Source organism: Cellulomonas xylanilytica, from assembly GCF_007989805.1.
GTDB lineage: Bacteria > Actinomycetota > Actinomycetes > Actinomycetales > Cellulomonadaceae > Cellulomonas > Cellulomonas xylanilytica.
This window is the reverse complement of the sequence record NZ_BJUB01000016.1, coordinates 17,694-32,535: the sequence shown is the minus strand read 5'-3', so window position 1 is coordinate 32,535 and position 14,842 is coordinate 17,694. Positions and strand designations below refer to the sequence as shown.

The window sequence follows — 14,842 nt, the reverse complement described above, 5'->3', positions numbered from 1 at the left end:
ACCAAGGACGGTTCCATGGACACGCTCGGGCAGTGGATCTGGATGTTGGTCTGGTTCTTCTTGTTCTTCGTCTACCTCGTCATCCTGTTCCAGATCATCGGTGACCTCTTCCGGGACCACGCCCTGAGCGGCTGGTGGAAGGCCGTGTGGGTCATCGGGCTCGTCTTCATGCCGTACCTCGTGGCGCTCATCTACCTGATCGCACGGGGCAGGGGCATGGCCGAGCGGCAGCGGGGGGCGTTCGTGGAGGCCAAGGCGGCCCAGGACACGTACATCCGCTCCGTCGCCGGCAAGTCGCCGGCCGACCAGATCGGCGCCGCGAAGGCCCTGCTGGACTCCGGTGCCATCGACGCCGACGAGTTCGCGACGCTCAAGGCCAAGGCGCTCGCCTGACGCAGCAGAACGGGCGCAGGACAGAGACAGACCGGTCCCGGCACGCGGTGCGTGCCGGGACCGGTCTGTGTCGGCTCGTCGGTCAGCTCGACAGGATGCGGTTCTTCTGCACCTCGAACTCGATGTCGCTCAGCACGCCGGAGTCCCGCAGCGCGCCGAGCTGGGCCAGCTGGGCCAGCTTGGCGTCCATGTCGGGTGCGGCAGGTGCTGCCGGCGGCGGTGCGTAGACCGGCTCCGGAGCGGCGTACTGCGGGGGCGGCGGCGCTGCGGGCTGCTGCTGCTGGTCCTGTGCCGCCCAGCGTCCGGCCTGTCGCCGGGAGACCCGGTTCGAGACGCTGGTGGCGGTTCCGGCGATGACGGCGGTCCTGGCGACCCCGCGGATCAGTCCTGGCATCGGTAGCTCCTCCTCAGACGGTTTCAGGCGACGGGTTCGGCGGCGTCCAGGGCAGCGATGACCGCCTGCACCGGGATGCGTCCGCTGGCGACGAGCTGTCCACCGGCGCGACGCAGCGCGACGGCGAACGGAGCGGCCCACACGTTCTCGTACACGAACACCCCGGCGGCGTCCCCGGGCTCCAGCGCGTTCGCCGCCTCCTCGAGGTCATCGTCGCCCAGCAGCCCGGACGAGGCGCCCTCGAAGATGGTGAGGTCGACACCCCCGTCGGCCAGCTCGCTGAGCTCGAGGCCGGAGACCGACCCGTCCTGCGCCTTCTGGATGAAGGTCAGGTCGAGGATGCGGATGATGCCGCGCTCCACCAGGTCGACCAGGAGCGGGAACGCCTCACCGGTGAAGTGGGCGTTCGGAAAAGCGATCACCAGGTAGTCGATGGGGCCCGTCTCCTCGAGCCCCGCCAGGTCCTGCGTCATTCGGGCCGTCCTCTCGCTGCTGTCGGTCGACATCGCTGCACGACGGAGGACCCGTCACGTCCCCCACCGCCTCGGCGCCGGCTTCGTCGCCGCCGCCTTCGTGCCCTTCGTCTGGAACGTACCACCCAGGTCAGGCGTGTCCAGGGGGTACGCGGAGGTCGATTCAGACCCGCAGCGCCGCCAGCATCGCGCCGACCGTCACGGCCGCTCCGGCGACCCAGACCAGGGTGGGGAGGCGTCCCCAGAAGGACCTCATGTCCGCAGCACCTCGCCCTGGTCGGTGACCTCGATCTCCTCCGCCTCGAGCGGCTCCGTCGCCGGTCCCCGGACCACGGCTCCCGTCGCCGCGTCGAACGCGCTGCCGTGGCACGGGCACCGGATCTCACCGTCCTGCACCCCGCCGACGAGGCACCCCTGGTGGGTGCACACCGCCGAGAAGCAGCGGACCGCACCACCGTCGCGGGTGAGCACGAGCTTGTCGTCGCTGAGCACGATCCCGCCCCCGTCGGGGATGTCGTCGACGGCTGCCAGTCGGTGCGAGTCCTGCCCGTCGCCCCCCGAACCGCTGCCGGAGGAGTCCTCGTCGCGCTCGGTGTCGTCCTCGTCCGTCCCGGGAGGCGGCCCGATCGCCACGAAGCCGACGTACCCGAGCGTCCCGGCCGCGAGCGCGACGCCCGCACCCTCGAGCACGGACCGGCGGCCGACCACGGGATCGCCCATGTCAGTAGCCCACCTCACCGGACCGGCTGAAGAACCACAGCGCGGAGCTGAACCACAGGACGACGACGACCCCGGCCAGCAGCCCGCCCAGGAGGGGCACGGTGGCGGACGGCAGGCCGCGCAGGCGCAGGGCGAGCATCTTCGCGGCGAACACGCCGTAGAGCACGCACCCGGCGACGGAGTGCACGAGCACCCGGGTGGACTCGTCCTCGAAGCCGAGCGACCAGACGCAGTGGAAGGCGACCGGCAGCGTGAGCAGGAAGGCCACCGTCCCGGACCACCGGTGCAGACCGGACACCCAGCCGGGCGTGTCGTGCACCCCGGGGAGCCGGCCCCACATCGCGAGCGCCGAGAGCACCTGGACCACGACGAGGGCGGCGGCCGCCGTGGTCAGCCACGCCTTCATCTCCAGCATGCTGCTGAACCCGAGGGCCGTCAGGGCGGCGCCGTCGCCGGGGTGGCTCTCGGCGTAGGCCGCGAGGGCCGCGGCGACGGCCAGGCCGACCGCGCCGAGCACCGCCAGCCCCCACTGCGACGGCCGGTCGGGCGCGCGCGCGTCGGTGCTCACCCGTCGATGGTGGCGCGCGCCGGGCCGGCGGGGAAGCCCGGAGCCGCACCGGGTGAGGTGGTGCACAGATGTGCACAGGTCCTGGACGGTCGTCCGTGCCGGTCGTAGCGTCGGGGTGCCGGCCCGCCGACGGACGGCTGGCCCGCACGGGAGGCACCATGCTCGCCGACCACGCCGCCATGCCCGTCCTCGCCGTCACCGACCTGGACCGGGCACGGGCGTTCTACGAGGGCACGCTGGGGTTCTCCAGCGGGCCCGAGGTCCCCGAAGGGGTCCTGTACCGCACGTCCAACGGCGGCTTCCTGGTCTACCCCTCCGCCTACGCGGGTACCAACAAGGCGACGGCGATCTCGTTCCAGCTGTCCGCCGACGCGTTCGACACCGAGGTCGCGGCCCTCCGGACCGCCGGGATCCAGTTCCAGACCTTCGACCTGCCGGGCGAGGCGACGTGGACGGACGGCGTCCTGTCCGACGGCTCCATGCGGGCCGCCTGGTTCACCGACCCGGACGGCAACGTCCTCAACGTGGAGACGGACGGGCGCGACGGCGGCTGACGGCCGCAGCCCACCGGACGGCGGCCGACGTGACCGCCGTGCCGGTGCGGGCGTCAGTCGGTGATCTCGGAGCCGTCCGGGGCGATCGCCCACCAGACGTCGTTCACGCCCTGGCCGTTGACGTCTCCCGGCGCGGCGTCCTGCGCGAACGTGTAGACCGGGCGGCCGTCGATCGTGATCTGGGTCGATCCGTCGGTCCCGGTGATCGTGCCGACCTCGCCGGTCACGCCCTCGACCGTCGGGGTGCCGGACTCCGTGGTGATGGGCGGCCACGCCGTGAGGCAGTCGCCCGCGCAGGCGCTGGTGCCGGAGTCCTTGACGTCCTTGGAGAAGTAGTACGCGGTCATGCCCTCGCCGTCGACGACGACGGTGCCGAGCGAGGTCTCGGCCGTCGCGAGGTCCGTCGACATCGCCTCGGCGGGCGACTCGGCGGGCGACTCCGAGGGCGACTCCGCGGGGGACTCCTGGGTGGAGGCCGAGTCGTCGGCGGCCGCCGGCGTGTCGTCCTCGGAGCCGCCTCCGCAGGCGGCGAGGGTGGCCGCAGCCACGAGCGCGGTGATCGAGTACAGGATGGTCCGTCGCACGATGCTCTCCTCTGGTCGGTTGCCGGTCCCTCGGGACCCGCTACGGGGGACTACGAGGGCGGCGGCCGTCGGGTTCACCGCGGGTTGAACCTGCCGCCCGGCTCCTGCGTTGACGATGTAGGAACGGCACGTGACCCGGAAGGAGGCGTGGTGGCCGAGGAACCCGACGCGCTCCTGCGCGCGCTCCACCAGGCCTACGCGCGACCCCTGCAGGGCTACGTCGTGCGTCTCACGGGCGACCACGCGCTCGCCGAGGACGTGGTGCAGGAGGCGATGGTGCGGGCGTGGAAGCACCCGGAGGTCCTGGCGCGCGACGAGGGGGCGACCCGCGCGTGGCTGTACACCGTCGTGCGCAACCTGGTCATCGACGACCGGCGCAGCGCACGGCACACCCGCGAGCGCAGCACGGACGCCGCGCCGGACACGCCGCAGCCGGACGCCACCCAGGCCGTCCTCGACAGCTGGCTGGTCGCGGACGCGCTCCTGCAGCTCACGCCGGAGCACCGGGCGGTGGTGGTCGGCGCCTACTACGGCGGACGGTCCGTCGCCGAGCTGGCCCACGAGCACCAGATCCCGGAGGGGACCGTGAAGTCCCGCATGCACTACGCCCTGCGCGCGCTCCGGCTCGCGCTCCAGGAGAGGGGAGTCTCGGCATGACCGGCCGCGACACGGACGACCAGCGGACGACGGGCGAGGACCCGTTCCGCGAGTGGGACGCGGCCTACGTCCTCGGCTCGCTCGACCCGGCGGACCGCCGGGTCTTCGAGGACCACCTGCGCACCTGCGCGGCGTGCCGGGCTGCCGTGGCCGACCTGGCGGGCATGCCTGGGCTGCTCCGGATGGTGCCTGCCGCCGAGGCGACGACGCTCGGCGGGCCGCCGGCCGCCGAGGTGGTCGAGCTGGCGGTGGTGGCTCGGGCCGTGCAGAGGGACCGTCGGCGGCGGACCGCCGTCCTGACCGGCGCCGCTGCGGCGTTGCTGGTGCTCGGTGGGGTGGCCGGCGTGCTCCTCGGGCGTCCGACGGGCGTCCCGCAGGCGACCGCGACGACGACGTCGTCCCAGGTGTCCGCCCTGCAGCTCGAACCGGTCGGTGCCGCCGCGGTCACCGCGGACCTCACCCTGCAGGAGAAGCGCTGGGGGACCCGGATCGACTGGGAGTGCAGCTACCCGTCCGACGACGGGGCCTACCCGACGGTCCCGACCTACGAGCTGGTGCTCGTCGACGACGACGGCACGAGCACCGTCGTCGCCACCTGGACCGGTGGCAGCACCGGCGCGCGCGGGCTGGGTGCCTCGTCCAGCATCGTCACGGACACGATCCGGCGCGTGGAGATCCGTGTGCAGGGCACCGACGCGGTCCTGGCTGCCGCGCAGACCTGATCGTCAGGCCGGCAGGGGTGCCCGGCCCGACACCGCGACGGTGACCGCCGCGGACGCTCCGAGCAGCTCGCGCGCGGCGACGGGGAGCTGGATGCGCGCCAGCCAGCTCCCGGTCGCCGTGTCGACGTCCTGGAGCTCCTCGTCGGTCGCGGTGTCCGGCACCCAGTCGCGGATGGCCGTGCCCAGCGACGAGCTCCACACGGCCCACGACCGGGGCGGGGTGCCGTCCTGCGGGAACTCGATGTCGACCACCAGGACGTCGGACCAGTCCGCGGTCTGCTCGAGGTGGTCGAGGAACGACAGCAGCCCGCCCTGCTTGCGCAGCGACAGCAGCCGCAGCTGCAGGACGTGCCGCATGGTGGTGACCTCCCGCGCGCTGCCCCGCGCGGTCGGCCTGGTCGCGCGCGTCGAGAGGAACGTGCGCACCAGCGGGACCGGGGTGGCCGCCGCGTCCGCGGTCTTCGGGCGCTCGATCTGGATCGGGCACAGGTGGGCGGTGCTCTGCTCGTGCAGCACCACCGGCAGGCCGCGGATCGAGAGCGCCGCCTCCAGCTGCCAGACGGTGTCGTCCTGCTCGGTGCCGGGCAGGTGGATGTCGGTCAGCTGCGCCCGGACCTCGACGTCACCGAACAGGAACCGCTGCAGGTTCTGGTACCCCTCCTCGGAGTTCACGATGCCGAACCGGCCCGAGTGGCTGCGGTGCACGAGTGCCCGGGGTGCGCCCTTCACGTACGCGTTCTCCACCTGGACCAGCCCGTCGCTGCGGGCACCGACGGCACGGCTGGCCAGCCCGAGCGCGGCTGCGTAGTCGCTCGAGTTGGTTCCCACCAGGCAGAAGATACGGTCGGCGGGGAAGCCGTCCGCGGGCATCGCGGTCGCGTCCCAGCCCTTCGGGACCGTCGCCAGCGCCGAGGCCTGAGGCGTCAGGTACCGGTACATGCGATCCGGCCCGAAGATGTCCGCGCCGGCGACCCCCGTGAGGTCCCGCAGCTTCTCCAGCGCACCGAAGCCCATCGAGAACTCGATCCCGCCGTGCGGGGTGGCGTAGGTGAAGACCCGGTCCACGAAGTCCGTGGCGGCGTCCGGCCGGCCGTCCGTCGCGTCCGGGATCGTCTTCTGCAGCATGGCACGCACGACGAGCCCGCCCATGGAGTGCGCGACCAGGAAGACGCGCGGCGCACCCGTCTTCCGGCGGACCAGGCGGATGAGGTCGAAGAGGCTCTGCGCGGCCCGTTCGATGCTGAACGGGTTCGGGTCCCGGGTGAGCTGCGGGGCGAACTCGTCGTAGAAGCGGTGCACCCAGATCGACGCCGCGTCGATCGTGCCGTCGTCGCGCTGGTCGAGGTACCCCCGCTGGTTGCCCTGCACCAGCAGCTGGTACCCGTGGTCGATCATCAGACGGAGCAACGGGCTCTCGAACTGGTGGAACGCCGGGCGGTCCGTGTCGTCCACCCGCACCTGGACCGACCCCTCGTTGAACCCGTAGAACGGGTCGTCGACCGCGGCGCTGATGCCCGACGGGCCTCCGGCGTAGCCGCGCACGTAGATCACCGGCAGGCGGCCGCCGCTCAGGTCGTCCATGACGTCTCCTCCGTCGGCGCGAGGGTCGAGGGCCTCGCGACGCCTGGAAGGAGTGCTCGGGGCGCCCCCCGATACGTGCGGCGGGTCAGGCGTCCGACGCGACGAACGGCGTGCCCGAGACCTCCAGCGTCTGTGCGGCCGGCGTCCCCGAGGGAGCGATGACCTGGAGCCGGTCGATCGTCAGCAGCAGCGACTCGAGGACGCGAACGCCGGCGCTCCCGAGGTGCACGACGTCCCGCAGGTCGATGGTGACCGGGACGAGCCCGTTGCGGGACAGCCGGAGGATCTCGGCCTGCACCTGGGCCGCCGCGGCGCGGTGGTCGACCGCGCCGCCGACCCGCACGACGCGTGCGCCCTCCGGGTCGGTCGTGACGGCGACCGGTGCCTTCTCGCGCTGGCCGACGCCGACGACGACGTCCGCGACGTCGACGGGCGCCGGACGACGGGCCGGGCACTCGAGCGTCACCGTGGTGCCCTCGTCGGTCGTGTCGACGGCCACCTGCAGGCCCGCGGACGCCATCATGCTGAACCCCCGCCCGCGCTCGCCCGGATCGACGTCGGGCTCACGCCAGCGCCCGTGGTCCCGGACGACGACCTCGATGATGGCGTCGTCGCGGATCGTCGCGTCGACCTCGACGGTGCGGGTGTCGCCCGGCTGGGCGTCGCGGTACGCGTGCTCGACCGCGTTGGCCATGACCTCGCTGACACCGAGGACGAGCGCGGCGCGGTCGCGGGTGCCCAGACCGACGCCGCGACCCCACGCGTCGACCTCACCGCGCACCTCCGCCAGGCGTCCCGGGTCGGCGGGCACGTCGAGGTGGAGCGGGGCCGGGGCCTCGCGCCGGTGCGCCGCGAGGACGGTCACGTCGTCGGTGAAGCCGCCGTCGGTGAGCACCGCGGGGACCAGCTGGCAGATCCGGCTCGCGACCGACGGGTTGGTACGGACCGCGTCGTCCGCCCCCCGGTAGGCCTCGACGGCGGTGGCCTCGAGCACCGTCAGCCCGTCGCGCAGCGGCCGGTGCAGGTTCTCGACCAGACCGTCGGTGTACAGGACGATCGCGTCGCCGTCCTGCAGCCGAGCCGTCGCGACGCGGCCCTCGGTCCGCGACCCGAGCGGTCCGTCGCCGGTGGTGGGGAGGGGCCGCGCGCCCTGCGGGCCGACCACCAGCGGTGCGGGATGCCCCCGGGTGGCGTACTCCAGGTCCCCGGTGTGCGGGTCGAGCAGCGACACGCACACCGTCGCGGCGAACGCTCCCGAGACGCGTCCGGCGAAGGCCTCCACGGCGCTGAGCGCGTCGAGCACGGTCGCGCCCTCGAGCAGCCGGGCCGCGAGGACCGCGCGCAGCTGGCTCATGATCGCGGACGCCTCGACCCCGTGGCCGACGACGTCACCGACCGTCAGCGCGACGCGCCCGTCCGGGAGGGTCGCCGAGTCGAACCAGTCACCTCCGGCCGCCTGCTCGAGCCCTGCGACGAGGTACGACGCCGCGACGTCGACGCGCGGCAGCAGCGGCACGGTCGACGGGAGCAGCGCGCCCTGCAGGCGCAGCACCACCTCGCGCGCACGGGCCAGCCGCTCGTCCGCGGTGGCCGCGCCCGAGCGCTCGAGGCTGGCGGCACGTACCCGGGCGGTCACGTCCGTGCCGGCGGCGATCGCACCCACCAGCGCGCCTGCCTCGTCCACCCACGGGGTGACCTCCAGGTCGACCCACACGCCGGACGCCGGGTCGGACCAGTCGGCCACGACCGGGATGGTCTCCTCGTGGAACCGCATGCCCGTGCGGACCACCTCGGACATCGCGGTCACGATCGTCTGGATCCCGGGATCGCGCAGGTCCCGGAGCCGCACGCCGACCAGGCGGGCGCGCTGCAGGAGGTCGCGCGCACCGCGGTTGGCCGCGACGATCTCGAGGTCGGGCGCGCGCACCACGACCTGGAACCCTGGAGAGCCGTCGAAGGCCTGCAGGACGGCGGACTCGTCGACGATGCCGTCGGTCGCCATCCGCGGTGCCTCCTCAGCTGCTCGGTGTCGGCTGGTCCGCCGCCGCGCTGACGACGTCGAGGCCGTGGGCTCCCGCCAGGCCGAGGCTGGTGCCGGGGGAGAGCACGATACGCATCTTCACACCTGCGGCCGCGCTGCGCCGGTGGGCCGCGCTGAGCGCCGAGACACCGACGGACCCCAGGTGGGTGACCTGGCGCAGGTCGACGACCATCGCACCCACCTCCCGGGCCTTGATCATGAGCTGGGTGACCGCTGCGGTGAGCTCGTGCGCCGTCGCCAGGTCCACCGGACCCTCGACCCGCACGACGGGCTCGTCGCCGGAGGTGTCGAACGTGATGTCGAGACCGGGGGTGGTGCGGGCGACGGGCTGCTCGGGGACGCCGTCCTGCAGGCTCGCGAAGTAGAAGTCGTCGAGCCGCTGGCGCGTGTCCGAGCCGAGCCCGCCACCCGACTCGACTGCTGCCACGAGCCGTTCCGCGAGCGTCAGGAGCCGGACGTTGCGCTGCTGGGAGCCCCACCGCAGCAGCTCGAACGCCGCGTCGCCGTCGATGCCGTAGCCGAGCATGAACGCGCCCTTGGCCTGGTCGATGACGGCGTGCGAGCGCAACGCCTGCGTGAGCTCCTCGTTGACCTGGTGCGCGACGGCGTCCCGCTGCGCCGCCGTGGTGTCGACGAGGAACCCGCTGACGGTGCGCAGGGCGTCGTCGTCCGAGCCACCGGCCCCGGTGAGCGTGACGAACCTCTGCGCGCCGCTCAGGTCCAGCAGCCGGTACTGGCAGCCGAACGGCTTGCCGTCCACGCCGCACTGACCCAGGGTGTCCAGGACGCGGCCGCGGTCGTCGGGGTGGATGTGGCGCGACATGATCGCCAGGGTGGGCACGACGTCCCCGGGCGACATGCCGTGGATCTGGAACATCCCGTCCGACCACCACCAGCGGCCCGTGGACGCCGTGTACTCGAAGCGGCCGACCTGCGCGGGTCTGGGATGAGGGGTGGGCACGACGACCTCCACGACGCCCCGCACGCGGGGCCTGAGCTCTCCGTGGGCTCGTCGCCGAGCCCGGTGTGGTCGGGCCGGGGGGCCCGCAGATGCGACCCGCAGCGTATGTCAGGTCGCGGCGCGCAGCGCGTCGAGCGCGTCAGTGCAGGCGGCTGCGCCAGTCGTCGGGGACGCGCCCGGCGGGTCCGGGGACGGTCTGCTCGACAGGGCGGTGCTCGGGTGCGGCGAGCGCCGGGCCCTGCGCGTAGTCGTCCGAGGTGTAGTCCCAGAACCAGTCCTCGCCGGGCTCGAACGTGCGCATCACCGGGTGCCCCGTCTCGCGGAAGTGGGCGGTCGCGTGCTGCGAGGGCGACGTGTCGCAGCACCCCACGTGGCCGCAGGTGGCGCAGCGGCGCAGGTGGAACCACCAGCCGTCGGTGGCGTCGCACTCCAGGCAGCCCGTCCCGCTGGGCGGCACCGTCGGGTCGATGGCGGTCTCGGTCATGGCGTGGGTCCTTCCGTGGGGGAGTAGGGCAGCCGGACGAGGAAGCGGGTGTCGCCGGGGACCGACCGCACGGTCAGGTCACCGTGGTGCTTGCCGACCACGATCCGCCACGAGATGTCGAGCCCGAGGCCCGTCCCCGACCCGACCGGCTTGGTGGTGAAGAACGGCTCGAAGATCCGGCCGACGACGTCGTCCGGGATGCCCGGACCGGTGTCGGCGACCTCCACCTCGAGCCAGTCGTCGACGCGCCGCGTGGTCAGGGTCAGCGTCTTGGACCCGTCCGGCTCGTCGGCCATCGCCTGCGCCGCGTTGTCGATGAGGTTGGTCCACACCTGGTTGAGCTCGGCTCCGAACACGTGGATGGGGGGCAGCGTCCGGTCGTAGTCCTTCACCACCGTGATGCCGTCGCCCAGCTGGCGCTCGAGCATCGTGACGGTGCTGTCGAGCAGCTCGTGGATGTCGACGGTCTGGTCGGGTGCGCGGCCGATCTGCGAGTACTGCTTGGCCGCGCCCACGAGTGCGGAGATCCGCCCGGTGGCGTCCTCGACCTCGTTCATCAGCGACTCGGTCTCGAGGGTGTACGCCAGCCACCGGACGGCGCCCTCGAGCACCTGCGGACCCACGCAGGACGCCACCATGTCGAGCCAGGCGGTGCCCAGCCCGGCGGCGGCGAAGCTGGGCGCGAGCTCCCACCCGCCCGCGATGTCGCGGTCGTCCATCCACTCACCGAGCGCGTCCTCGAGGTCGGAGACCTCCATCACCGACGGCACCACGTCGGACGCCCGCGCCTCGGCGAGGGCGGCGACCGCCTTCTCCTGCAGGTGGATGATCTGCGCCAGCTGCTCGCGGTCGTAGGGTCCGGACGCGATGAGCGCGAGCTTGTGCCGCATGCCCGCGACGCGCTCGCGCAGGGTCGCGGTCGCGCGGGTCGCGGCGGCCGCGGGGTTGTTCAGCTCGTGCGTCAGACCCGCGGACAGGGACCCGAGCGCCAGCAGGCGCTCCCGCTGACCGGTCGCGGCCTGCGTGCTCTGCTGGCCGAAGAAGAGCCCCTCCAGCAGGTGGACGGCCATCGGGAACCAGTCCGTCATGAAGGAGGCGAAGTCGGCGGCGGCGAGCACGTAGTACCGGGACGGCTCCAGCACGCGCAGCGTCTGCGCGTACGTCTGGGGCACCCGGTCACCCAGGTACGCGCCCCACGCGCCGGCGTACACGCCCACCTGACCCGTGCGGGAGATCTCCACGTCGTCGGCACCCACGCGGCGGTACATCGCCAGCGAGCCCTCGAGCAGCACGTAGAAGTCGGTCGCGGGGTCGCCCTCGCGGTAGAGCACGCCCGGCTCGATGTGCTCGACGTGCCCGTGCGAGCACAGCCAGAGGAGCTGCTCGTCGCTCAGGTGCTCGAACAGGAAGAGGCGCCGCAGCTCGTCGATGTCGCACGCCAGGTGGGTACGCGTCGTCGTCGCCAGCACGTCTGCGGTCGGGTCGACCGTCGGTTCCGTCGTGGTCACAGCTGCTCCAGGTAGCGGTGGACGAGCATCACGGCCATGGCGCCCTCGCCCACGGCGGACGCCACGCGCTTGGCGGACTCGGCGCGCACGTCGCCGGCCGCGAAGACCCCGGGGACGCTCGTCTCCAGGTGGTACGGAGGTCGGTCGAGCGGCCACGAGTCGGGCACCTTGCCCTCGACCAGCAGGTCGTGCCCGGCGCGGACGAACCCGTGGTCGTCACGGGTCACGGTGCCGTCCAGCCACGTGGTCAGGGGTGCAGCCCCGATGAACACGAACAACCAGCCGGTGTCCACCGATTCCTGCTCACCGGTGACCGTGTCCCGCAGCACGATCCGTTCGAGGTGGTCGTCGCCCACGGCCTCGACCACCTCGCTGCGCGTGCGGACGCGGATCCGGTCGTTCTGCTCCACCTGCTCCACGAGGTACCGCGACATCGACTGGTCCAGCGAGCCCGCGCGCACCACCAGCGTCACCGTCTTCGCGTGGCGGGACAGGTACATCGCGGCCTGCCCGGCCGAGTTGGCACCGCCGACCACGTAGATGTGCTCGTCCTGGCAGGCGGTCGCCTCCGTGAGGGCGGAGCCGTAGTACACCCCGCGGCCGGTCAGGGCGCCGATCCCCGGACCGGCGAGCTCCCGGTAGGCGACCCCGCTGGCCACGATCACGGTGTGCGCGTCGACGGTGCTGCCGTCGTCGAACCGCACCGACCGCGCGGCACCCCGCACCTCGAGCGCGACGGCGTCGCGCGTCATGACGATCTCGGCGCCGAACTTCAGGGCCTGCCGGCGCGCCCGCTCGGTCAGCTGCGCCCCGGAGACGCCGTCGGGGAAGCCGAGGTAGTTCTCGATGCGTGAGCTCTGCCCCGCCTGCCCGCCCGTCGCGGTCCGCTCGACGAGCGCGGTCCGCAGGCCCTCGGAGGCGCCGTACAGCGCGGCGCTCAGGCCCGCCGGGCCGCCGCCGATGACAACCAGGTCGTAGAAGCGTTCCGACGGGTTCACCGACAGGCCGACGTGCTCGGCCAGCTCGCCGTCGCTCGGCGCCACGAGCACCCCGCCCTCGCTCGTCACGACGACCGGCAGCGACGACCCGTCCGCTCCCGCCACGTCCAGCAGGACCTGCCCCTCCGGGCTGTCGCTGGTGTACCAGCGGTACGGCACCTGGTTGCGGGCCAGGAACTCGCGCACCTCCGACGACCGCGCGGACCACCGGTGGCCGACGAGCTTGGTCTCGGGCACCGCCCTCGGCGGGTTCGCGGTCCACGCCTCGAGCTGCGCGTCGAGCACCGGGTAGAACTTCTCCTCCGGCGGGTCCCACGGCTTGAGCAGGTAGTGGTCGAGGTCCACCACGTTCACCGCGTCGATGGCGACGTCGGTGTCGGCGTACGCGGTCAGCAGCACGCGGCGGGCCTGCGGGTAGATGTCCATCGCCTGCTCGAGGAACTCGATGCCCGTCATCCCCGGCATCCGGTGGTCGGCCAGCAGCACCGCCACCTGGTCGCCGCGCAGGCGCAGCTCCCGCAGCGCGTCGAGGGCGAGCGTGCCCGAGTCGGCACGGACCACGCGGTACGTGTCGCCGTAGCGGCGTCGCAGGTCGCGGGCCACGGAGCGCGACACCGCGGGGTCGTCGTCGACCGTCAGCAGCACGGGCTTGCGGGTGGAAGCGTCCTCCACGTGGTCCCCTTCGTCGGGCTGGTGTGCGGGCTGGCTCAGTGTGCGCTGCTCAGTCGCCGACCACGAGCGCGGCGCCGCCGGTGATCCGCACCAGCTCGTCGAACGTCGTCGGGAAGATGGTGTGCGGCGTGCCGCCGGCCGCCCAGACCTGCGGGTAGTCGGCGAGCGCCACGTCGACGACGGTCTCGACGCGTCCCGGGTGCCCGAGGGGCGCCACGCCGCCGATCGCCTGGCCGGTGGCCGCCCGGACCTGCTCGGGCGTCGCGCGCCCGATGTGCGCCCGGCCGAGCAGGCGGGCCAGCGCCACGGTGTCCACGCGATGCCTCCCGGAGGTCAGCACAAGCAGCGGCCGGTCGTCGGCCCAGAAGACCAGGCTGTTGGCGATCGCCCCCACCTCCGTGCCCAGCGCCGCCGCGGCCTCGGCCGCCGTGCGCGCGGAGTCGGGCAGCTCGACGACCTCGCCGAGCACCCCGGCGTCGGCGAGCGCGGCGGCGACGACCTGGGACCGGGCGGGCAGGTGGGAGAGGTCGGTCACGACGGCTCCTTCGGGGTCCGGGGCAGGCGGCGGCGCGGCTGGAGCCGGATGTTGGGCAGCTCGGGTGCGGGGATGCGGGCCCCGTCGTGGCCGGCGACGACGCCGAAGCGGTCCGCTCGTCCGTCGGACTCCCAGTCGGCACGCGCCTGGGCGATGTCGGCGTGCGTCCGGCCGACGAAGTTCCACCACATCACCAGGTCGTGCGCGAACGGTGCGCCGCCCAGCAGCAGCAGGCGGGCACCGTCGTGCGACGTGACCCGCACGTGGTCGCGTCCGTCGCCGAGGTAGAGCAGCCCGCTGGTGGTGTGCGGCGTGCCGGCGACCTCCGCCGTCCCGCCGAGCAGGAGAACGGTGTGCTCGAAGCCGCGCACCAGCGGGATCTCGACGTCCGCGTGCGCGTCCAGCACGACCTCCGCACCGAGCAGGGGGGTGTGCACGTGGGCCCGCGACCAGGTGCCGTCGAGGTCACCGACGAACACCGTGGCCCGCGCGCGGGGCGCCTCCCACACCGGCAGGTCGCTCACCTGCTCGAAGCCCGCAGCGCCCTGGGCCACCCCGTCGGGCAGCGCCACCCACAGCTGCACCGCGTGCAGCAACGGCTGCGCACCGAGCGAGAACTCCGAGTGGGACACACCGCGCCCGGCCGTCATGAGGTTGAGCTGACCGGGCCGCACCACCGCCTCGGAGCCGACGCTGTCCCGGTGCAGGATCTCGCCGGCGACGGGCCACGTCACCGTCTGCAGACCGGTGTGCGGGTGGGGGAGCACCCGCATGTCCACGTGCTGCGGGCCGAACTCGTCGAGGAAGCACCAGGCACCGACCATCGGCAGGGCGCGCTGCGGGAGCGTCCTGCGCACGCGCATCGCCCGCACGCCGCCCAGCGGGACGTCGCGAGCCTCGTGCAGCTCCACCACGGGACCGAGGGACGGCACCAGGTCGCAGAGCTCGGGCACCGGCCGCACCTCGAGGTTCGTCATCGGGCCACTGTAGGAGCCCG

The 14,842-nt window shown here is 73.3% G+C and carries 17 protein-coding genes; 4 read left to right on the top strand and 13 right to left on the bottom strand.

Going from position 1 to position 14,842, the window contains the following annotated elements; translation table 11 throughout:
* Positions 1–15: 15 nt before the first annotated feature.
* On the top strand, positions 16–393 hold the full coding sequence (locus tag CXY01_RS19720; protein WP_146931258.1) for an SHOCT domain-containing protein: 378 nt from the start codon (positions 16–18) through the stop codon (positions 391–393).
* A gap of 82 nt (positions 394–475) precedes the next feature.
* Here CXY01_RS19720 and CXY01_RS19715 read toward each other — a convergent pair whose 3' ends face one another.
* The 4 genes from CXY01_RS19715 to CXY01_RS19700 all read right to left on the bottom strand — a co-directional run bounded on the left by CXY01_RS19715 (position 476) and on the right by CXY01_RS19700 (position 2,548).
* Entirely contained in the window at positions 476–787 is a 312-nt protein-coding gene (locus CXY01_RS19715; protein ID WP_146931255.1) for an SHOCT domain-containing protein, read from the bottom strand.
* A 23-nt stretch (positions 788–810) separates the two neighbouring features.
* Entirely contained in the window at positions 811–1,260 is a 450-nt protein-coding gene (locus tag CXY01_RS19710; protein ID WP_146931252.1) for a DUF6325 family protein, read from the bottom strand.
* A gap of 252 nt (positions 1,261–1,512) precedes the next feature.
* The gene (locus tag CXY01_RS19705) at positions 1,513–1,980 is read right to left on the bottom strand and encodes a Rieske (2Fe-2S) protein (protein WP_146931249.1); all 468 of its coding nucleotides are present in this window, start codon (positions 1,978–1,980) and stop codon (positions 1,513–1,515) included.
* Between the two features lies 1 nt (position 1,981).
* Entirely contained in the window at positions 1,982–2,548 is a 567-nt protein-coding gene (locus CXY01_RS19700; RefSeq protein WP_146931246.1) for a DUF6529 family protein, read from the bottom strand.
* 158 nt (positions 2,549–2,706) lie between these two features.
* On the opposite strand from CXY01_RS19700, the gene CXY01_RS19695 reads away from it, so the two are divergent.
* On the top strand, positions 2,707–3,102 hold the full coding sequence (locus tag CXY01_RS19695; protein ID WP_146931243.1) for a VOC family protein: 396 nt from the start codon (positions 2,707–2,709) through the stop codon (positions 3,100–3,102).
* Between the two features lie 53 nt (positions 3,103–3,155).
* On the opposite strand, the gene CXY01_RS19690 is transcribed toward CXY01_RS19695, so the two are convergent.
* Positions 3,156–3,686 carry a COG4315 family predicted lipoprotein gene (locus CXY01_RS19690; RefSeq protein ID WP_146931240.1) on the bottom strand — a complete coding sequence of 177 codons (531 nt, stop codon included), beginning with the start codon at positions 3,684–3,686 and terminating at the stop codon, positions 3,156–3,158.
* A 150-nt stretch (positions 3,687–3,836) separates the two neighbouring features.
* Between CXY01_RS19690 and CXY01_RS19685 the strand changes: the two genes are divergently transcribed.
* Entirely contained in the window at positions 3,837–4,343 is a 507-nt protein-coding gene (locus tag CXY01_RS19685; protein WP_146931237.1) for a sigma-70 family RNA polymerase sigma factor, read from the top strand.
* Complete coding sequence (locus CXY01_RS19680) at positions 4,340–5,065, top strand: anti-sigma factor family protein (protein ID WP_146931234.1); 726 nt, start codon at positions 4,340–4,342, stop codon at positions 5,063–5,065. Before CXY01_RS19685 ends, CXY01_RS19680 begins: the two co-directional genes overlap by 4 nt.
* Positions 5,066–5,068: 3 nt before the next feature.
* Here the strand turns inward: CXY01_RS19680 and CXY01_RS19675 are convergent, their stop codons facing one another.
* From CXY01_RS19675 to CXY01_RS19640, 8 genes are all read right to left on the bottom strand, one after another.
* Positions 5,069–6,646, bottom strand: a complete 1,578-nt coding sequence (locus CXY01_RS19675) for an esterase/lipase family protein (protein ID WP_146931231.1) — start codon at positions 6,644–6,646, stop codon at positions 5,069–5,071.
* A gap of 85 nt (positions 6,647–6,731) precedes the next feature.
* Positions 6,732–8,648: a SpoIIE family protein phosphatase gene (locus CXY01_RS19670; protein ID WP_146931228.1), complete on the bottom strand. Its 1,917-nt coding sequence runs from the start codon at positions 8,646–8,648 to the stop codon at positions 6,732–6,734.
* 13 nt (positions 8,649–8,661) lie between these two features.
* Positions 8,662–9,648, bottom strand: a complete 987-nt coding sequence (locus tag CXY01_RS19665) for an ANTAR domain-containing protein (RefSeq protein WP_146931225.1) — start codon at positions 9,646–9,648, stop codon at positions 8,662–8,664.
* 139 nt (positions 9,649–9,787) lie between these two features.
* Positions 9,788–10,132 carry a UBP-type zinc finger domain-containing protein gene (locus CXY01_RS19660; protein WP_146931222.1) on the bottom strand — a complete coding sequence of 115 codons (345 nt, stop codon included), beginning with the start codon at positions 10,130–10,132 and terminating at the stop codon, positions 9,788–9,790.
* On the bottom strand, positions 10,129–11,640 hold the full coding sequence (locus CXY01_RS21335; RefSeq protein ID WP_281285338.1) for an ATP-binding protein: 1,512 nt from the start codon (positions 11,638–11,640) through the stop codon (positions 10,129–10,131). Before CXY01_RS21335 ends, CXY01_RS19660 begins: the two co-directional genes overlap by 4 nt.
* On the bottom strand, positions 11,637–13,310 hold the full coding sequence (locus CXY01_RS19650) for an NAD(P)/FAD-dependent oxidoreductase (RefSeq protein WP_146931219.1): 1,674 nt from the start codon (positions 13,308–13,310) through the stop codon (positions 11,637–11,639). Before CXY01_RS19650 ends, CXY01_RS21335 begins: the two co-directional genes overlap by 4 nt.
* A gap of 49 nt (positions 13,311–13,359) precedes the next feature.
* Positions 13,360–13,845, bottom strand: a complete 486-nt coding sequence (locus CXY01_RS19645) for a YbaK/EbsC family protein (RefSeq protein ID WP_146931216.1) — start codon at positions 13,843–13,845, stop codon at positions 13,360–13,362.
* Positions 13,842–14,822, bottom strand: coding sequence for a pirin family protein (locus CXY01_RS19640; RefSeq protein WP_146931213.1), 981 nt, complete (start codon positions 14,820–14,822; stop codon positions 13,842–13,844). The genes CXY01_RS19645 and CXY01_RS19640 overlap by 4 nt, the downstream gene beginning before the upstream one ends.
* Positions 14,823–14,842 lie beyond the last annotated feature (20 nt).